This window comes from Neobacillus sp. SRL179, assembly GCF_984799095.1.
Genome location: NZ_OZ481792.1, coordinates 3,381,414 through 3,400,052, shown reverse-complemented (window position 1 = coordinate 3,400,052; position 18,639 = coordinate 3,381,414). Strand labels below are relative to the sequence as shown.

20 protein-coding genes are annotated in these 18,639 nt (G+C 36.9%); 19 read left to right on the top strand and 1 reads right to left on the bottom strand.

Going from position 1 to position 18,639, the window contains the following annotated elements:
• Positions 1-37: 37 nt before the first annotated feature.
• Entirely contained in the window at positions 38-733 is a 696-nt protein-coding gene (locus tag AC4E8C_RS16840) for a Crp/Fnr family transcriptional regulator (protein ID WP_490207801.1), read from the bottom strand.
• A 365-nt stretch (positions 734-1,098) separates the two neighbouring features.
• Between AC4E8C_RS16840 and AC4E8C_RS16835 the strand changes: the two genes are divergently transcribed.
• From AC4E8C_RS16835 to AC4E8C_RS16745, 19 genes are all read left to right on the top strand, one after another.
• Positions 1,099-1,707, top strand: a complete 609-nt coding sequence (locus tag AC4E8C_RS16835) for a superoxide dismutase (protein ID WP_490207800.1) — start codon at positions 1,099-1,101, stop codon at positions 1,705-1,707.
• Positions 1,708-1,817: 110 nt separating this feature from the next.
• Entirely contained in the window at positions 1,818-3,035 is a 1,218-nt protein-coding gene (locus tag AC4E8C_RS16830; RefSeq protein WP_490207799.1) for an MFS transporter, read from the top strand.
• 178 nt (positions 3,036-3,213) lie between these two features.
• Positions 3,214-5,295, top strand: coding sequence for a peptidoglycan D,D-transpeptidase FtsI family protein (locus tag AC4E8C_RS16825; protein WP_490212596.1), 2,082 nt, complete (start codon positions 3,214-3,216; stop codon positions 5,293-5,295).
• Positions 5,296-5,567: 272 nt separating this feature from the next.
• Positions 5,568-6,476 (top strand): phosphate ABC transporter substrate-binding protein, encoded by a 909-nt coding sequence (locus tag AC4E8C_RS16820; protein ID WP_490207798.1) that lies wholly within the window; start codon positions 5,568-5,570, stop codon positions 6,474-6,476.
• Between the two features lie 84 nt (positions 6,477-6,560).
• Positions 6,561-7,481 (top strand): phosphate ABC transporter permease subunit PstC, encoded by a 921-nt coding sequence (gene pstC / locus AC4E8C_RS16815; protein WP_490207797.1) that lies wholly within the window; start codon positions 6,561-6,563, stop codon positions 7,479-7,481.
• Positions 7,481-8,368 (top strand): phosphate ABC transporter permease PstA, encoded by an 888-nt coding sequence (pstA, locus tag AC4E8C_RS16810; protein WP_490207796.1) that lies wholly within the window; start codon positions 7,481-7,483, stop codon positions 8,366-8,368. The genes pstC and pstA overlap by 1 nt, the downstream gene beginning before the upstream one ends.
• A gap of 32 nt (positions 8,369-8,400) precedes the next feature.
• Complete coding sequence (gene pstB / locus AC4E8C_RS16805; protein WP_490212595.1) at positions 8,401-9,207, top strand: phosphate ABC transporter ATP-binding protein PstB; 807 nt, start codon at positions 8,401-8,403, stop codon at positions 9,205-9,207.
• A 12-nt stretch (positions 9,208-9,219) separates the two neighbouring features.
• Positions 9,220-9,993, top strand: coding sequence for a phosphate ABC transporter ATP-binding protein PstB (gene pstB / locus AC4E8C_RS16800; protein WP_490207795.1), 774 nt, complete (start codon positions 9,220-9,222; stop codon positions 9,991-9,993).
• A 13-nt stretch (positions 9,994-10,006) separates the two neighbouring features.
• A complete protein-coding gene (gene phoU / locus AC4E8C_RS16795) occupies positions 10,007-10,666 on the top strand; it encodes a phosphate signaling complex protein PhoU (protein ID WP_490207794.1) in 660 nt (219 codons plus the stop codon).
• A 294-nt stretch (positions 10,667-10,960) separates the two neighbouring features.
• Positions 10,961-11,644, top strand: coding sequence for a DUF4912 domain-containing protein (locus AC4E8C_RS16790; RefSeq protein ID WP_490207793.1), 684 nt, complete (start codon positions 10,961-10,963; stop codon positions 11,642-11,644).
• A complete protein-coding gene (locus AC4E8C_RS16785; protein ID WP_490207792.1) occupies positions 11,637-12,926 on the top strand; it encodes a glycosyltransferase family 4 protein in 1,290 nt (429 codons plus the stop codon). Before AC4E8C_RS16790 ends, AC4E8C_RS16785 begins: the two co-directional genes overlap by 8 nt.
• Positions 12,910-13,533: a hypothetical protein gene (locus AC4E8C_RS16780; protein WP_490207791.1), complete on the top strand. Its 624-nt coding sequence runs from the start codon at positions 12,910-12,912 to the stop codon at positions 13,531-13,533. Before AC4E8C_RS16785 ends, AC4E8C_RS16780 begins: the two co-directional genes overlap by 17 nt.
• Positions 13,534-13,664: 131 nt before the next feature.
• Complete coding sequence (gene rpmG, locus AC4E8C_RS16775; RefSeq protein WP_015594975.1) at positions 13,665-13,814, top strand: 50S ribosomal protein L33; 150 nt, start codon at positions 13,665-13,667, stop codon at positions 13,812-13,814.
• 82 nt (positions 13,815-13,896) lie between these two features.
• Positions 13,897-14,457 (top strand): 5-formyltetrahydrofolate cyclo-ligase, encoded by a 561-nt coding sequence (locus tag AC4E8C_RS16770; RefSeq protein WP_490207790.1) that lies wholly within the window; start codon positions 13,897-13,899, stop codon positions 14,455-14,457.
• A gap of 1 nt (position 14,458) precedes the next feature.
• Entirely contained in the window at positions 14,459-15,247 is a 789-nt protein-coding gene (locus AC4E8C_RS16765; protein WP_490207789.1) for a DUF92 domain-containing protein, read from the top strand.
• Between the two features lie 92 nt (positions 15,248-15,339).
• A complete protein-coding gene (locus tag AC4E8C_RS16760) occupies positions 15,340-16,293 on the top strand; it encodes an L-lactate dehydrogenase (protein WP_490207788.1) in 954 nt (317 codons plus the stop codon).
• A gap of 110 nt (positions 16,294-16,403) precedes the next feature.
• Positions 16,404-16,598 carry a hypothetical protein gene (locus AC4E8C_RS16755; protein ID WP_490207787.1) on the top strand — a complete coding sequence of 65 codons (195 nt, stop codon included), beginning with the start codon at positions 16,404-16,406 and terminating at the stop codon, positions 16,596-16,598.
• Between the two features lie 158 nt (positions 16,599-16,756).
• Positions 16,757-18,316: a rhomboid family intramembrane serine protease gene (locus AC4E8C_RS16750; RefSeq protein ID WP_490207786.1), complete on the top strand. Its 1,560-nt coding sequence runs from the start codon at positions 16,757-16,759 to the stop codon at positions 18,314-18,316.
• Positions 18,317-18,430: 114 nt separating this feature from the next.
• Complete coding sequence (locus AC4E8C_RS16745) at positions 18,431-18,637, top strand: YqgQ family protein (protein WP_490207785.1); 207 nt, start codon at positions 18,431-18,433, stop codon at positions 18,635-18,637.
• Positions 18,638-18,639: the final 2 nt, after the last annotated feature.

The window sequence follows — 18,639 nt, the reverse complement described above, 5'->3', positions numbered from 1 at the left end:
GATTAATAAAGGAATGGAGAAGGGGACTATGGCTGTTCTAATTTAATCCGCAAATCTCTGATGAGCAGTTTTGGCAATCTACTTCTTCTTTTAAATAATTTATATCCTTCACGGTAAACATTTGGTTTTCATATAAGATAATATCCAATTCGCGCAGCTCCTTTAAAGCGCGCTGGATCACTTCTCTAGTCCCAAATGTTAAATTAGCTAACTCCTGATGTGTTAATGGCAAATCTATAAGAATACCGTTTTCTGTCTTTACGCCATACGAATTACATAAACGGATTAGGATCGAGTAGAGCCCGCCTTTTTTACCATTCATAATTAAGTCCTGGCATTTCATTTGTGCTTTTAAATAACCTGTGCTTAACCATGCGACCAGTGCATTCATGGCTTCAGGTTCTGCTGAAATAAACTCTTCAAAAAGTTCTTTTTTAACAAGCAGAAGTTCACAGTCCGTTAGAGCTTTGGCATAGAACTGATAATGAGGATTTGCTTTAAATAACTGGTATTCCATTATGAATTCCCGGTCGTTTAAAATTTTAAGAATAAAGTCTTTTCCACGTACATGAACCCTCCCAAGTGCGATACTGCCTTTGAGCAATAGGTATACATATTCTACTAGATCCTTTTCATGAAAAAGAACAGTACCAGCTTTGAATTTTTGTATGGGTTCATTTTTTTCAAAAAACTGAGCCATTAAATTATATATGGAAATGCTGCTAGTTTGCATGTTTTGTCACTCCCTTTATACCCTTACTTCTGATTTAAATGAAATAATAACTGCCTGTCAATATAGCGATTTTAATTTTTGGGATATATTCCATGGGGTTATGACATAAATCGTTGACAGAATGCTGGTTTGATGAAACATGACAATTTTTCGAAAAATGAAACTGTAAACAAATATTTATCCTATTAAGGATCAACAGGAATATAATTCATTGAAAAGGGAATTGTATTTATGTTGGATATAAGCATTTTAATTGAATCCACCATCCAACTTTGGTATCTTAAAAGTAAAGCTTTAGAAATATTCTTATAAATTAAGGTATAGCTAAGGCCTAAAAAAATAATACGTACATAGGAGGAATTATCATGGCATTTGAATTACCACAATTACCTTATGCAGAGGATGCACTAGAACCACATATTGACAAAGAAACAATGAATATTCACCACACTAGACACCACAACACATATGTAACAAACTTAAACAACGCTCTAGCAGGGAACGAAGAGTTACTATCTAAATCAGTAGAAGAAGTTATTTCTAATTTGGATGCTGTTCCAGAATCAGCTCGTACAGCTGTGAGAAACAACGGCGGCGGTCATGCAAACCACTCTTTATTCTGGCAAATTCTTTCTCCTAATGGCGGCGGCGCACCAACTGGTGAATTAGCAGACGCAATTAACAGCAAGTTTGGCAGCTTTGAAAGCTTTAAAGATGAGTTCGCTAAAGCAGCAACTACTCGTTTCGGCTCTGGCTGGGCTTGGTTATCTGTAAACAACGGAGAGTTAGAAGTTTCAAGCACTCCAAACCAAGATTCACCATTAATGGAAGGTAAAACTCCAATTCTTGGCCTTGATGTTTGGGAGCACGCTTACTATCTTAAATACCAAAACAAACGTCCAGATTATATTTCTTCTTTCTGGAATGTTGTTAACTGGGATGAAGTTTCTAAACGTTATAGCGCAGCAAAATAATTGAATGGAAAAAGACAGCTTTCAGAAGCTGTCTTTTTTTCATTTTTACTATATTGAATAATTCCTTTGCCCTTGTTAAAGACTACCCTTAAGAAAAAGGGGAGTTTTTAATGGCAAAAAAATTTAAACTTTTAGGTGATGTAGTATTAACCAAGGATTTATCACTATTGTTGATTATTGGCGGCTTATATTCTCTAAGCGTTGCCTTATCAAACACATTTGTGAATATTTATCTTTGGAAACAGACCGGCAGATATACAGATATTGCTCTTTTTAACCTCTCAATAGTGATCCTGCAACTAGTAACGTTCATATTAGCAGGACGTTGGGCAAAGAAAATCGACCGGGTAATTGTGCTTCGAATAGGTGTTATCTTTTTGGCGATATTTTATTTAGCCGTTTTGGTAACAGGTACAAACGCTTCTACTTTTTTGCTTGTATTGGGCAGCCTGCTTGGAATTGGTTATGGCTTTTATTGGCTGGCCTATAACGTATTAACCTTCGAGATTACTGAGCCTGAGACTAGGGATTTTTTTAACGGGTTTTTGGGGATTCTTTCCTCTGCTGGCGGAATGATTGGACCGATTGCAGCTGGATTCATCATCACGAGATTTGAAAAATTTACTGGATATACGTTTGTCTTTGGTTTGTCACTAGGATTATTCGCGCTTGCCGTTTTCATGAGTTTCTCTTTAAAACCAAGGCCAGCAACAGGAAGATATTGCTTTAAACGTATATTGGAGGAAAGAAAACAAAATGAGAATTGGCGTCTGGTTACAAACGCCCATTTTCTACAGGGCTTAAGAGAAGGGACTTTTGCCTTTGTCATATCTGTCTTTGTTTACATTTCAACGGGAAGTGAATTGTCTTTAGGGACATTTGGACTTATTAACTCGGGAATATCGTTTCTTGCTTATTATTTTGCATCTCGGTTAATTAAGAAAAATCATCGTAAAAAATCCATTCTTATTGGCGGGATTATTCTTTACGCTGCTGTCCTTCTTATTGTATGGGATGTGAATTTTATAAAATTGTTAATATATGCAGGAATGATTGCAATCGCTTATCCTCTTCTGTTAGTTCCCTATATGTCAACTACATACGATGTGATTGGATTAGGCTGGAAAGCAGCTGAAATGAGGATTGAATACATTGTGGTGCGCGAAATTTTCTTGAATTTCGGGAGAATTGTCTCCATTCTAGCCTTTATTGCTGCTATAACCTGGTTTAATGAGGACAAGAGTATTCCTTTTTTGCTGCTTGTTTTAGGTGCGGGTCATTTATTAATTTATTTCTCCATAAGGAAGGTCCAATTACCTGCATCATAATGCGATGAGATTAAACTCATCGCATTTATTTTTAAAATTGGTAAGTGTTATTCATAGATAAATAGAACATTTTCTTATAAAATAGAAAAGGTTATGTTATGCCTTGAAAAAAGGAAGTGTATAAATCTTGAATAACAAAAAGAAAAAGAAGAAGACACATGTCCCTTTTCGATTGAATATGGTATTTTTTGTTGTTTTTGTCCTATTTTCAGTTCTTATCCTCCGACTTGGAGAGCTGCAAATCGTTTTTGGCGATGATTTTAAACGTGAAATTGAACGGACAGAGGATATTACAGTAAATAACCCAGTTCCACGAGGGAAAATGTTTGATCGGAATGGAAAAACGATTGTAGATAATAGCCCGCTTAACGCAATTACGTACACAAAATACCAGAATGTTACCGCAGAGGAGATGCTCGATACTGCGGGAAAATTAGCAAAGTTAATCACTAAAGACACTTCTAAAGTACCTGAACGGGAAATAAAAGATTATTGGCTTACTAAACATCCAAAAGAAGCAAAAGCCAAGATTACGAAAAAAGAGTGGGATTTATATAAACAGAAAAAGCTAGATGATAAACAAATATATAAATTGCAGGTTGATCGTGTAACTGAGGGTGAAATGGCGAGTATTCAAGGAGAAGAGCTTGAAACAGTAGCCATTTATCATGAATTTAATAGTGGATACGCGTTAACTCCGCAAATTGTAAAAAATAAAGATGTAACTCCTGAGGAATTTGCAATAGTCAGTGAAAACTTAGAAAATCTTCCAGGTGTCGATACAACTACAGATTGGGAAAGAATGTATACGTATGGTGATACCTTGAAGTCGATATTGGGGGATGTTACTACATCAGAAGCAGGTATTCCAAAGGAACAACTTGAAAAATATCTTGCTCGCGATTACAGCCGAAATGACCGCGTCGGAAAAAGTTACCTTGAACTGAAATACGAGGATGTCCTTCATGGTCAGAAGGCAAAGGTTAAAAATGTTACAGACAAAGCAGGAAAAATTCTATCTACAGAAGTGGTTTCCGAAGGGAAACGGGGTAAGGATTTAGTCCTTACTATTGATATGGATTTGCAAAAACAGGTAGAAACGATAATTGAAGAAGAAATGCTTTCAGCTAAGAGTAAGCCAAACACTGGTATCATGGACCGTGCATTTGTCGTGCTGATGAATCCCAATACTGGAGAAATATTATCCATGGCCGGTAAGCAAATAGGCAAGGATAAGAATGGTAAAACCGTCATGAAGGATTTTGCGGGAGGAAATATTACGACCTCTTATAACGTGGGTTCTGCTGTCAAGGGAGCTACCATTCTCACAGGCTATCAAACTGGTGCTATTAGTCCGGGGCAAACCCTATTGGATGAACCTATTGTAATCAAAGATACACCTGTGAAAAAGTCATGGAAGACATTTGGCGCTATCAATGACCTTAGAGCGTTACAGGTTTCATCTAACGTATATATGTTTAAAACAGTAATAGCGATGGCAAATGGACACTATGTACGTAACGCACCGATTCACTTAGAAATTGATAAGACCTTTAATACTTTACGACAATCCTTTAGCCAATTTGGTCTTGGGACACGAACTGGGATTGACCTTCCAAATGAGATGAACGGTTTTCAAGGCACCGAAAAAATACCTGGTAAACTTATGGACTTTGCAATTGGGCAGTATGATACCTACACACCAATGCAGCTTGCACAATATGTCTCTACTATTGCCAATGGCGGAAACCGTGTGCAGCCGCATATTGTGAAAGAAATTCGGGAGCCCGTCATGGAAAATAATGAATTAGGACCGATCGTTGAAGAAATTCAACCGAAGGTGTTAAATCGGGTCGATATGAAAGAAGAATGGATCAAGCGGGTTCAAGAAGGGTTTAGAATGGTTATGCAGGTTGGTGACGGTACGGCAGTTGGTTCCTTTAAAGGGGCTGCTTATAATCCTGCTGGGAAAACAGGAACAGCCGAGGCCTTTTATGATGGTGGAGATAAATCAAAACGCGGCACAGATGTTATGAACTTAAGTCTTGTCAGCTTTGCTCCATTCGATAATCCAGAAGTGGCCATGGCTGTTGTGGTTCCATGGGCATATACCGGCAGTACTGGCCCAAGTATTAATAGTTTAATTGGAAAAAGGGTAATGGATGCCTATTTTGAGTTGAAAAAGACTCATCAAAATACTCCTGGAACAGCAGGAACTGAACAACCAGCAGAAAATGCTGAAACTACTCCGAGCAACTAAATAAAACAATGTAAAAGACCTGTCTCACTACTGAGGCAGGTCTTTTACATATGAATCAAAAGATAGGTGCATCATATTCCTAAGGATATTTTTCAGAAATTCATCAAAAATTATAAGGTGAAGATGTTTTGCAATTTACAATAATGCAACATAACTTTACAAAACCTTTACATTCCATTAAAACGTGGTTTACAGTCTTCCTTTATTCTTATTCATGTAAGGCAGACAAACATTCGTTATCTCAACCAATTTTCTTAGGGGGAATACAGGAAATGAAACAATTAAAGAAATTTAGCCTACTTACATTATTTGCAGCACTAATGGTGTTCACTGCAGCTTGTGGGGGCGGGGCATCTACAGATAAAAAAGATGATACTAATAAATCAACAAAAGAACTATCTGGCTCATTATCTATTTCTGGTTCCTCAGCAATGCAGCCATTAGTAGCTGCTGCTGCCGAAGAGTTTATGGCGGAAAATCCAAATGTGGATGTTCAAGTCCAAGCTGGTGGTTCCGGTACTGGATTATCTCAAGTTGCCGAAGGTTCAGTTCAAATTGGGAACTCAGACGTTTTCGCTGAAGAAAAAGAAGGGATTCCAGCTGATAAGCTTGTGGATCATAAAGTAGCGGTTGTCGGGATGACTGCAGCGATTAACCCTAAAGTTGGTATTAAAGATATTAAAAAAGATGATTTAATCAAAGTATTTACTGGAAAAATTACAAACTGGAAAGAACTTGGCGGTAAAGATCAAAAAATCGTACTTGTAAACCGTCCAGACTCTTCAGGTACTCGTGCAGTATTTAATAAATTTGCTCTTGATGGTGCAACACCAGCTGAAGGAATTACTGAAGATTCTTCAAACACCGTTAAAAAGATTATCAATGAAACGGAAGGTGCTGTAGGTTACCTCGCATTCTCATATTTCACTGATGATTCTGTAACACCACTATCAATCGATGGTGTAGAGCCAACAGAAAAAAATGTACAATCAGGTGAATTCCCAGTATGGGCGTACCAACATTCTTATACTAATGGTGAAGCTGATGGTTTAGCAAAAGCCTTCCTTGATTACTTAATGTCAGACGATATTCAAAATACCCTTTTAAAAGAACAAGGTTATCTTCCTGTTACAAAAATGAAGGTAGAACGTGACGCAGAGGGTAAGCAAAAAAATCTCTAGTAACAAGGTTCGATTAATAAACAGGGGTAAATGCCAATCTGCATTTACCCTATTATCACGTAATTTAGGAGTGATTGGTGCATTATGGAAAAGTTAGCTCCTGCAAAAGACAGGTTACTGAAATCAACCAAGAATCGAATGGATGGAGAATTACGAGGGAAAATTCTCGTTCTATTGTGTGCTGTGATTATGATATCCGCAACAATATCCATAACTATTTTCTTAGGAACAAAAGGATTGCAATCATTTATAAAAAATGGAGTAAGTATAATTGAGTTCATTACAAGTACACAATGGAATCCAACTAATAAAGCCAATCCTGAATATGGGGTTTTACCATTTATTTTTGGGTCATTTGCTGTCACCTTTCTTTCGGCACTTATTGCCGCACCGTTAGGAATTGGCGGGGCTATATTTATGACGGAGATTGCGCCGTCCTGGGGAAGAAAAATATTACAGCCGGTTATCGAACTTTTGGTTGGGATACCATCCGTCGTTTATGGATTCATCGGGTTGACAGTACTAGTTCCTTTTATTAGAGAACATGTTGGCGGATTAGGCTTTAGTTTACTCTCAGGTATGATTGTATTAGCCATTATGATATTGCCAACCATTACAACAATTGCAACTGATGCGATAAGCTCCCTTCCCAATAGTCTTAGAGAAGGTTCCTATGCTCTTGGGGCAACACGGTGGCAGACGATTAGAAAAGTACTTATTCCGGCTGCACTCCCATCCCTATTGACAGCAATTGTTTTAGGGATGGCTCGGGCATTTGGGGAAGCATTAGCTGTTCAAATGGTAATTGGAAATGTCAGGGACTTACCATCTAGTCTCTTGGATGCGTCAGCAACATTAACGACGATTATTACTTTGAATATGGGTCATACCACATATGGAAGTGTGGAAAATAATACGCTTTGGTCCATGGGATTAATTTTATTAGTTATGTCGTTTGCGTTTATTCTCCTCATTCGCTATCTTTCATCAAGGAGGAAATTATAATGAAAAGCAAAACGGCTGATCGAATTGCCACGGGAGTCTTTATTGCCATTGCCATTATCATTGTTGCCATTCTTATCGGTTTATTCTCCTATATTTTGGTGAATGGATTTAGATACATCTCATGGGATTTTCTTACTTCTCCGTCTAGTAATATTCGTGCTGGTGGAGGTATTAGAGACCAACTATTCAATTCATTATATATATTAGTTATTACCATGATCATCGCTATTCCTCTTGGGGTTGGCGGCGGTATTTATATGGCGGAGTATGCTAAGCCAGGAAAAGTAACGGATATCATTCGTTCCTGTGTTGAGGTTCTATCATCTTTGCCGTCTATCGTTATAGGCATGTTTGGACTATTGGTGTTTGTTAATACAACAGGTTGGGGGTATACCATTTTAGGTGGAGCTCTAGCGCTGACTGTATTTAATTTACCTGTAATCGTGCGTGTCAGTGAAGACGCCATCCTTGCAGTTCCACGTGATTTGAAAGAGGCTAGTCTTGCGTTAGGGATAACTCATTGGCATACGATAAAAACCGTTATCTTACCTAGTGCCTTTCCATCAATATTAACGGGTATTATCCTTGCTGCAGGCAGGGTGTTCGGTGAAGCAGCGGCACTATTATTTACAGCAGGCCTATCGACGCCACGTCTCGATTACGGAAACTGGAATCCATTTTCCGCTCAATCTCCTTTAAATATCTTTCGTCCGGCCGAAACACTTGCCGTTCACATTTGGTCCGTAAATACTCAAGGATTAATTCCAGACGTCGAAGAAGTATCAAATGGATCTGCAGCTGTGTTAGTGATATCAGTATTAATTTTCAACCTGTTAGCAAGATGGATTGGAAGACTTATTACTAAAAAAATTACTGCAACTAAATAAAGGGCAGGTGAGAACGGATGGTTACCACTTATATGGAAAAAGAAACTGTAGAACAAGTATTACAATCAACCGTCCAGTTGCAAATGGAAAATATCTTAAAAGTAAATGATTTGGAAATATTCTATGGAGATAAACGGGCTGTAAACGGAATTTCGATGGAGATAGAAAAAAATTCAATTACAGCATTGATTGGACCGTCAGGCTGCGGAAAATCTACTTTTCTACGTAGTATAAATAGGATGAATGATTTAATCCCAGGTGCAAGGGCTACAGGGGAAATCATATATGAAGATCTAAATATCTTGTCTGAAGAAATAAATGTAGTTGCCTTAAGAAAAGAAATTGGAATGGTTTTTCAAAAGCCAAACCCATTTCCAAAATCCATTTATGAAAATATTACACATGCACTTAAATTTGCTGGAATTAAAAAGAAAAGTCTCCTTGATGAAATTGTAGAGGAAAGCCTACGAAAAGCTGCCTTATGGGATGAGGTAAAAGATAGACTAAATAAATCTGCACTATCCCTATCTGGTGGTCAGCAACAACGGCTTTGTATTGCTAGGACGATTGCGATGAAGCCGGCCATCATGCTTCTTGATGAACCATCATCTGCATTGGATCCCATCTCAAATGCAAAGGTGGAAGAATTAATTGTCGATTTGAAGAAAGACTATTCGATCATTATCGTAACGCATAACATGCAACAGGCATCCAGGATTTCTGATAAAACTGCTTTCTTTTTTAAGGGAGATTTGATCGAGTATGATAAGACTGAAAAAATCTTTACAAACCCTTCGGTAAAAAAGACGGAAGAATATATTTCCGGACGGTTCGGATAAGGGGGAAATGGAATGTCAACTTCAGTATTAACCAGGCAAGTGTTTGACATCAATCATTTGAATTTATGGTATGGAGACCATCATGCATTAAAAGATATTAACTTTCCCATCAATAAAAGAGAGGTTACGGCTATGATCGGTCCGTCAGGCTGTGGTAAATCAACTTTTATCAAATCTCTAAATTTGATGATTAATATGGTACCAAATGTCAAGATGACAGGCGAAATTAACTATAATGGTCAAAATATTTTAGACGAAAAAATGGACTTAGTTGAACTTCGAAAAAACGTAGGAATGGTTTTCCAAAAGGGAAATCCTTTTCCACAAACCATCTATGATAATATTGCCTACGGCCCGAGAATTCATGGAATCAAAAAGAAGAAGCACCTTGATGAGATTGTCATTAAGTCATTAATGGATGTGGCTTTATGGGATGAAGTGAAGGATCGGTTAAATACTCCAGCCTTAGGATTATCCGGAGGACAGCAGCAAAGGGTTTGCATTGCGCGAGCACTTGCAACGAAGCCTGATGTGTTGTTAATGGACGAACCTACTTCTGCTTTAGATCCAATTTCTACCTTGAAAATTGAGGAATTGATATTAGAATTAAAAGAAAAATATACAATTGTCATTGTAACCCATAATATGCAGCAAGCATCTAGGGTTTCTGATAAAACAGCTTTCTTTTTAATGGGCGAATTAATTGAACTTGATTCAACTTCCAACATATTTTCAAACCCTACAGATTCACGTACTGAAGGGTATATTACTGGAAGATTCGGATGATGAGGTGACGTAGATGAGTACTAGAGCAAATTTCGATAATAACTTAAAAGAATTAAAAGATTTACTTCTAAACATGGCAAGTAAAGCAGAAACTGCCATTAAAAATTCAATGCTTGCTTTAATTAATCAAGATTTAGAATTGGCAAAACAAGTGGTTGATGGTGACAATGAGATTGATGATTTAGAATACGAAATAAATGATAAAGCGCTCTTATTGATTGCAAGGGAATCACCAGTAGCAACAGATCTCAGGAAAATTAGTGCAGCCTTAAAAGTATCCTCTGAAGTAGAGCGATTTGCAGACATCGCTGTAAATATCGCTAAATCGGCCATTCACATTGGTAAGGAAACGCATTTTAAAGAGATAATTGATATACCTAAAATGATGGAAATGGCTCTAGAAATGGTTTCAGAGTCGATCACTGCTTATTATTCAGAGGATATTAATTTGGCAAAGAAATGTGCTGAGAAAGACGATGAAGTGGACAAAATGTTTGGAAGGCTGATTCAGGAGCTTTTAAGCTACATCCCACAAAATCCAAATTCAACCAATCAAATTATTCAATTGGCATTTGTTTGCCGATTTATTGAAAGAATCGCAGACCATTCAACCAATATTGCTGAGGATGTTATTTACCTTGTAACAGGAAACCGTATCAATTTAAATGAATAAGAACGAAAAAAAGATGAAGTAATTCTGACTTCATCTTTTTTTATGTAGATATAGTGTCGAAAAAGAGTACAGAAGCTCATATGAATCATGATGTTTTTTGTAGAAAAAAGGGTTGCATTCATTTCCAAAAAAAATTCTCGTTCACTTCATCTAGCCGTTATATGGATATGCAAAATACGACAAAATGCGTTTATTGAATACATTCTAAACTGATGATACGATTAACATATCAATTTATAGGAATATTTAGTGATTTATTGCATATATTGATTGTTTGCAGAATGGAGGATGGAAATGATTGAGGAAATTATTAAGCTAAGAGGGGATGGATACTCATTTCGAAAAATCGCCTCGGAGCTCAATACCACAGTCGGTAAAGTACAATATCGCTGGAATAAATGGATGGAACTTGCGGAGAATGAACTTAAGGATTCTAATGAAAAAATAAGTACCATGGATAGATCCTCCTCGGATAATTCTTTTCCACAAGAACTTACCCCACTAAAAGGTGAACTGAAGGCAAAGCTTGTAACACCTCGAAAGGTACTTCTTTTCTGGGAAGTTTCAGAATTACCTAAAAAGATTATCGAAACCTTTTTTAATCTAAAATTTGAAGAACTCGTTACGGTTGCAAGAATTTATGATGTAACAGATCTAGTATTTAACGGAAAAAATGCACATCATTTTAATGAGATACCGGTACCCTACCAAAGTGGGCACTGGTTTATTAAAGGGCTTGCAGAAAATCGCAGCTATATTGCTGAATTAGGTATTTTTTCTTCAAAAAACAAGTTTTTCCCTATTTTTCGCTCCAATTGCATTCAAACACCGTCACCAGAAATTCCAACTGGACACATTTATCATCAAGACTTATTACAATTCCAACAGTATGAAGAACAGCCTCCAAAATGGATGGATCAGGTTAGCACGTACAGCTATTATTTGAAGGCAAACAACTTGGGGGAGCACGATGAATAGTAAAGGTTTAGAACATGTTGACTTGGATCGAAATCCTCTCGAGAAATGGCAATTAAATATTTTAATTCTCTGCTGGGAGTATCCACCTAATATTGTTGGCGGCCTTTCAAGACATGTGCATGGTCTTTCAAGCCATTTGGCAGATATGGGGCATGTGGTTCATGTATTAACAGCAGGAAATAATGAACTGCCTTCCTATGAAAAAATGAATGGGGTACATGTGCATCGAGTTAGACCTGTGAATGAAATGGATGACAATTTTCTTTCCTGGATTGCCGGTCTAAACTTAGCAATGGCATTCAAGGCTGAACAATTAAGCGAAGATAGTAAACTGGATTTGATCCATGCGCATGATTGGCTGGTCAGTGCAGCTTCTATCAGTTTAAAGGAGTTGCTCTCTCTGCCATTATTATCGACCATACATGCAACAGAGTACGGAAGGAATAATGGTATATATAATCAAATGCAACAATTTATACATGACAAAGAATCACAACTAGTTTCTGAATCAGATCAACTTATTGTCTGTAGTGATTACATGAAAGATGGGCTAATTTCTACTTTCCATGCCAATGCTGAAAAGATAGCTGTCATTCCTAATGGAATCGAGCCATTAACAGTAGATAGAAATATAGAGGAACTTTTTCCAGAATTGAAGTATAAAAGATACATTTTTTCGATTGGAAGAATTGTAAAAGAGAAAGGCTTTGAAACACTTATAGAAGCTGCAGCTATTGCTAAAGAAAAGGGGTTAGACTGCCATTTTATAGTGGCGGGAAAAGGTCCGATGCTTATAGCCTATCAGCAGCAAATTAGGGAAAGAAAGCTAACCAATTTTATAGCATTTATTGGCTATGTCACAGATGAACAAAGAAATGCATTGATTCAAGGAAGTGAATTGACAGTCTTTCCAAGTCTATATGAACCATTCGGAATTGTCGCTCTAGAAACAATGATACTCGGGAAAGCCACAGTTGTATCCAATACTGGTGGTATGAAAGGAATTGTAAAGCATTTCCAAACAGGAATGCTAATGGTTCCTGGAGATCCGGAGAGCCTGCTTAAACAAATAGATTATTTAATGAGTCATCCTGATGAAGCAGAAGAAATTGGCAACAAAGGACGGAAAATTGTTACAAGCTTATATGGTTGGAGACGCATTGCCTCAGAAACAAGCAGAGTCATGGCAGATACCATCTTAAATAAACGTGTAAATGAAGAAAAGCAAAAGGTAACACCAAAAAATAGTAAATTAGGTGTAAGCGATGATGAATCTATCTGAACAACAAAATTCAAGGTCAACAGTTGTACATCCATCGTGGATGGAGGTTCTCCAATTGGTTCCGGGGATTTGGGTAAACGGCAAATACTTTTGGCTGCAGAATACGATGGAAAAGGTACTTTACGATGATAAATTAATTCTCCAGGTAAAGCAGGAGCATCTCCATTCGAAAATTAGGTTGTCTAGTATGTATGTAGGAAATCATAGTAATCAGACCAAAGAAATTAAAATTTTAGCTATGCATCATTTTTCTAATGTAGATAAAGATCATTTAACATTTGTCTCCCCGATTGAAAATCATATTTTCCATCATGCAAATCAAAAGTTATTTCTGGTAAGCGGACAATTTAATCAATCGGGCATACATGAATATACAACCGTTCCTCTATGGCATGCATATACCGATCAAGTTTGGAATTCACTTGATAAAGGAACATTAAAGTATCAACCGCTAGCTAAAGGTGCTGCAGCAAGTATTATTGCCGTGAACCTGACTATACCACCTCGGGAGACCTGTAAAATAAATACTTGGATCATTATGGGTTCTACTAAAAGCGAGTTAATTACAATGGAAAAAGCACTTTACAAACATATAGAACACGTGTGAATATAAATATTATCCCTTCATCTCCATTGAGCAACGCTTTTCTGTAAAAACACTAGCATTTCTTTTTTAAAAATGATATTATAGAAAAGTCGTATGAACGAACTTGTTTAATCGTTTGGAGGGAAATAGACATGCGTGTAAATATTACGTTAGCTTGCACTGAGTGTGGAGATCGTAACTATATTTCAACAAAAAATAAACGTAACAACCCTGATCGTCTTGAGCTTAAGAAATATTGCCCAAGAGAAAAGCGTACAACAGCACACCGTGAAACAAAATAAGCAGTAGGGCTTCCTGCTGCTTTTTTTGTTGCCTAGAAACAAGCGCTTGCGCTTTTCTTATCTAGTTAGGAGGCTTATACATATGAAGAATAAACAAGAGGTCAGGAAACACGTTAAAGGATTGCTTTCGAACCTTTCCGAAACCCTTTATGAAGGTTATTCCGATAAAATTGCTAGCAGACTCTTTGAGGATGAAGACTGGTTTAATGCAGAAGTGATTGGAATAACGGTTTCAAGACAGCCCGAAGTGGATACATACCCAATAATACGAAAAGCATGGCAACAGGGAAAAAAAGTAGTTGTTCCAAAGTGTAATCCAAAAGAAAAAGCACTGACTTTTAGAACGCTAAAAGATTTTTCCCAGCTTGAAACTGTCTTTTATGGTTTATGTGAGCCGATTGAAGATTTAACCACCCAAGTGGAGGCCAACCAAATTGATTTAATGATTGTCCCTGGTTTGGCATATACTAGGGAGGGCTATCGCTTAGGTTTTGGCGGTGGATATTATGATCGGTTCTTAAAAAACTATACTGGTAAAACCATATCCCTTGCCTTTAGCGAGCAAATCATTTCGCAATTTCCAATAGAAGAACATGATATACCTGTTTCAAAAATCATTACATATTGTGAGACTATTAAATAAAATGATAAAAGTTTTAGTTATTATGATAGGAATCTTTGCTGCTGGAATTATGGGACACCATAACAAATCATTATCCAAGTCGGGAACTTTGGCTGCAATTTTTGTTGGTCTGGCTGTCTATACTGGTTTCGGTATAATGGGGTTGATTCTCCTAGGGACATTCTTTGTTTCGTCAAGTTATTGGTCAAAATATAAAAGTTCGTTTAAAATTAAGATGGAAGAAAAATTAGCAAAAGGTTCCAGAAGAGATTGGCGACAGGTGATGGCCAACGGGGGAGCAGCTGGTCTTTTCAGTATTGTTCATTATTTTCAACCAAGTACATCTTGGCTGCTGGGTTTTATGGTTTGTCTAGCCAGTGCCAATTCGGATACGTGGGCATCGGAAATTGGCAGTTTAAGCAAAAAGAATCCTATTTACATCCGAACATTTAAGCGAATTGAAAAAGGTACATCAGGTGCTATTAGTTTATTCGGAACGGTTGCAGCCATTTCAGGTACTCTTCTGATCTCCATAATCAGTTTTTGGCTTTTTCATTTAGATTTCTTTTTAACCTTCCTTGTTTTATTGTTTGGATTTGTTGGTAATATGATAGATACAATTATCGGTGCGTTTTACCAACAAGTGTATGTCTGTAGGAAATGTGGTATTACAACGGAAAAAAAGAATCATTGTCAATTATCAACCACTAGAATAAAAGGGATTACCTTTGTGGATAATGATATGGTCAATTTCCTTTCCGGCTCCATTGCTGCGGTATTAGCAATCATAACATTTCAATTTATTGGATAGCTTCTTATTTTAAAAGAAAAAAGCTATGTTTAACTATTAAGAATTCATTTTATAAGAAATTTTATTTTGTACTTTAGAGTGGAGGAATAGTCATGTTGAGACGTGTTAATCGAGTGGCGCTAATTGGAACTGGAGCTGTTGGTTCAAGTTATGCGTTTGCTTTATTAAATCAAGGGATTACTGAAGAGTTAGTATTAATTGATTTAAATAAGAACAAAGCAGAAGGCGATGCCATGGATTTGAATCATGGACTTCCCTTTGCACCATCACGGACTAAAATTTGGTTTGGCGATTACAAGGATTGCGGGGTCGCAGATCTTGTAGTAATCACTGCTGGTGCAAACCAAAAGCCTGGTGAAACTCGTCTAGATCTTTTGGAAAAAAACACAAAAATTTTCAAGGGGATTGTGGAAGAAATAATGGATAGCGGCTTTGATGGTATTTTCCTAGTTGCCACCAATCCAGTTGATATCCTCACTTATGCTGTTTGGAAATTTTCCGGCCTTCCAAAAGAACGGGTCATTGGCTCAGGGACCATATTGGACACTGCACGTTTTCGCTTTTTATTGGGTGATTATTTTGATGTTGATACTCGTAATGTCCATGCATATATTATTGGAGAACATGGTGACACCGAACTCCCAGTTTGGAGTCAAGCCGACATAGCTGGTACCTCGATATCTGACTGGACAAAGAACAAGCCTGAATACAAACCAGAAGATCTAAATCAAATTTTTATCAATGTCCGTGATGCTGCCTATCAAATTATTGACAAAAAAGGCGCTACTTATTATGGAATTGCAATGGGACTAGTAAGGTTAACCAAGGCTATACTTCAAAATGAAAACTCCGTCCTAACTGTTTCTGCCTACCTCGATGGGGAATATGATCAGAAGGATATTTATATTGGTGTTCCTGCTGTGGTCAATCGAAAAGGAGTTAGGAAAATAGTTGAATTGGATTTAAGTGAAGAAGAAAAAACAAAATTCACCCACTCTGTTAAAGTATTAAAAGATACGATGGAACCGGTATTTAAAAATCTTTAAATATAAGAGGGATGAATTTTTGAAAAAATTCATCCCTTTTTTAAGCCGATTTTATGATTCATGGATAAATCCCTTATAATTAGAACAGAATAGTAGCAGGAGGGATGATGATGTCTCGTATGTTAACATCCATATTTATGATTGGATCTATCGGTTATTTTATTTTTCGGTATAGGTATAGACTCATTAATGTTCTGCTTGGTTCCCGCTGGATTCGCCGGATGGCGGTAGGTTCTATTATGAGTTTTCCAGGGGTAAAACAAAAAATGATGAAATCGGTATTTGGAGGACCATCTGATTGGTGAAAACCACAGATGGTTTTTTTATTAAAATCATTTGTCTAAATGGTTAAATTTAAGCAATTCTGTATGCTTTTAATCAATGTAATAGAAACATTTCGTTTATAATGAAACAAACGAGTTATAAATTTATCAATACCTTGAAATAAGAAAGTAGGGGAGAAATGAATAATAGAGAGGGTTACATCTTTTGGAAGCTGGCATATTCTTTCATTTCCGAGCATGGATATCGAATAATTCAATTGTTTGAAAATCAGAAAGAACTATGGCTTGAAAAAGTAGAAAATAAAAAGGCTCCAGTCATTCGTATGCTGCTACATGATTTTGACTGGAGTAATGCAATGCAGCGTGATATCGAATTTACTGCTTCTAATGGTGAAAGAGTCCGCAATCAAATTGGAAGAAGTCAATTAAATGTGTTAAACATTTATATTAGTCAGTTCCTCCCCGTTGATGATTATGAGTACCGACTTTCAGAACCTTTTGTTTATCCAGAAGGAAATAAGACCACTGTTCGTTCGATCCTTTTGCCAAAAGAGGGGGTTGAACAAGGATTGGCACAGATCTCGGAGAGGCTCGGCAGTGTGGTTCACTTTACTTATAATGAATCCCATTCAGAACACGATGTGGAGGAAGCGAAGAAAACTACTCTAGAATATGTAAATAAAAAAATTAAAACAGAACAAGCAATCCTTTTTAACGGCAAACCATTTTTTACTTACGTGTTTATCTTCCTCCAGGCAGCTGTCTTTATTTGGCTGGAATTACATGGGGGCAGTACGAATAACGCCACACTTACTAAGTACGGTGCAAAAGTAAACTACCTAATCTATGAAGGTGAATGGTGGAGATTTATTACACCTGTCTTTCTTCATATCGGATTTTTGCATTTATTAATGAATACATTAGCTTTGTATTTTCTAGGGATGACTGTAGAACGTATATTTGGCAATGTCCGCTTTATTTTTATTTACCTGTTTGCTGGGGTAACAGGATTTATTGCGAGTTATCTTTTTAGTCCAACCTTGTCGGCGGGCGCAAGTGGTGCCATTTATGGCTGTTTCGGTGCCCTTTTATACTTTGGAATGATTTATCCAAAGTTATTTAAGCGGACAATGGGAATGAATTTATTTGTCGTTCTCGCAATTAATCTTGTATTTAGCTTTACTGCATCTGGAATTGATAATGCCGGCCACCTTGGGGGGTTAGCTGGAGGTTTTCTTGCTGCGGGGATTGTGCACTTTCCGAAAAAGAAAAAACTGTTATTGCAATTATTATTTTTGATAGCTTCTGCGGGTATTGTAGGTGGGGCATTATTTTATGGCTTCCATTCACCTACAAGAGGACTTGATGAGGAATCGCTTGTTATGACTGCTCAGGATTATATTAATCAAGGACAAAATGATCAAGCATATAAATTATTAAAGGATTTTGAGAAGAAGGCGGATCATCCGACTGAAAAAACCTATTTGATTTTAGCTTATGTGGAATATGATCAAAATCAGATTGCGGAAGCCAAAGCACATTTGAACAAAGCACTTAAATTTGATCCTAATTTGGCACCAGCATACTATCTTCTAGCATATGTAAATTTGAGCGAAAATGATGTGAAAGAAGCAAAAATAAATGCAGAAAAGGCTAATAAACTGAAACCAAATGATCAGGACTTTACCAATCTGCTTCGTGAGATTGATCAACGTCTTTCGAGTGGTCAAGGAGAATAATTTTACTCAAGTGATCCTATTTTATTTTGAGGAGAATGGATCGACGAGGTAGACTTTTTTAATAAAATCTATTACTCTAAATTTGAAACTATTATGAGGGGGAGGGTTCCCCAGATGAAAACGATTTATGATATTCAGCAATTTCTAAAACAATTTGGAACCTTTATTTATGTTGGCGATCGAGTTGGGGATCTTGAGTTAATGGAGTCTGAATTAAAAGAGTTGTATCAAGCTCAATTAATTGAACCAAGGGAATTTCAAACAGCACTATTAATTTTAAGGCATGAGATACAATTTGAAAAAGAGAAAAGTAAAAGATAGGT

What these genes read in the sequence shown, in the direction of transcription:
- AC4E8C_RS16840 (WP_490207801.1), bottom strand. Translation starts at nt 733, where the DNA reads ATGCAAACTAGCAGCATTTCCATATATAATTTAATGGCTCAGTTTTTT.
- AC4E8C_RS16835 (WP_490207800.1), top strand. Translation starts at nt 1,099, where the DNA reads ATGGCATTTGAATTACCACAATTACCTTATGCAGAGGATGCACTAGAA.
- AC4E8C_RS16830 (WP_490207799.1), top strand. Translation starts at nt 1,818, where the DNA reads ATGGCAAAAAAATTTAAACTTTTAGGTGATGTAGTATTAACCAAGGAT.
- AC4E8C_RS16825 (WP_490212596.1), top strand. Translation starts at nt 3,214, where the DNA reads ATGGTATTTTTTGTTGTTTTTGTCCTATTTTCAGTTCTTATCCTCCGA.
- AC4E8C_RS16820 (WP_490207798.1), top strand. Translation starts at nt 5,568, where the DNA reads ATGAAACAATTAAAGAAATTTAGCCTACTTACATTATTTGCAGCACTA.
- pstC (WP_490207797.1), top strand. Translation starts at nt 6,561, where the DNA reads ATGGAAAAGTTAGCTCCTGCAAAAGACAGGTTACTGAAATCAACCAAG.
- pstA (WP_490207796.1), top strand. Translation starts at nt 7,481, where the DNA reads ATGAAAAGCAAAACGGCTGATCGAATTGCCACGGGAGTCTTTATTGCC.
- pstB (WP_490212595.1), top strand. Translation starts at nt 8,401, where the DNA reads ATGGAAAAAGAAACTGTAGAACAAGTATTACAATCAACCGTCCAGTTG.
- pstB (WP_490207795.1), top strand. Translation starts at nt 9,220, where the DNA reads ATGTCAACTTCAGTATTAACCAGGCAAGTGTTTGACATCAATCATTTG.
- phoU (WP_490207794.1), top strand. Translation starts at nt 10,007, where the DNA reads ATGAGTACTAGAGCAAATTTCGATAATAACTTAAAAGAATTAAAAGAT.
- AC4E8C_RS16790 (WP_490207793.1), top strand. Translation starts at nt 10,961, where the DNA reads ATGATTGAGGAAATTATTAAGCTAAGAGGGGATGGATACTCATTTCGA.
- AC4E8C_RS16785 (WP_490207792.1), top strand. Translation starts at nt 11,637, where the DNA reads ATGAATAGTAAAGGTTTAGAACATGTTGACTTGGATCGAAATCCTCTC.
- AC4E8C_RS16780 (WP_490207791.1), top strand. Translation starts at nt 12,910, where the DNA reads ATGATGAATCTATCTGAACAACAAAATTCAAGGTCAACAGTTGTACAT.
- rpmG (WP_015594975.1), top strand. Translation starts at nt 13,665, where the DNA reads ATGCGTGTAAATATTACGTTAGCTTGCACTGAGTGTGGAGATCGTAAC.
- AC4E8C_RS16770 (WP_490207790.1), top strand. Translation starts at nt 13,897, where the DNA reads ATGAAGAATAAACAAGAGGTCAGGAAACACGTTAAAGGATTGCTTTCG.
- AC4E8C_RS16765 (WP_490207789.1), top strand. Translation starts at nt 14,459, where the DNA reads ATGATAAAAGTTTTAGTTATTATGATAGGAATCTTTGCTGCTGGAATT.
- AC4E8C_RS16760 (WP_490207788.1), top strand. Translation starts at nt 15,340, where the DNA reads ATGTTGAGACGTGTTAATCGAGTGGCGCTAATTGGAACTGGAGCTGTT.
- AC4E8C_RS16755 (WP_490207787.1), top strand. Translation starts at nt 16,404, where the DNA reads ATGTCTCGTATGTTAACATCCATATTTATGATTGGATCTATCGGTTAT.
- AC4E8C_RS16750 (WP_490207786.1), top strand. Translation starts at nt 16,757, where the DNA reads ATGAATAATAGAGAGGGTTACATCTTTTGGAAGCTGGCATATTCTTTC.
- AC4E8C_RS16745 (WP_490207785.1), top strand. Translation starts at nt 18,431, where the DNA reads ATGAAAACGATTTATGATATTCAGCAATTTCTAAAACAATTTGGAACC.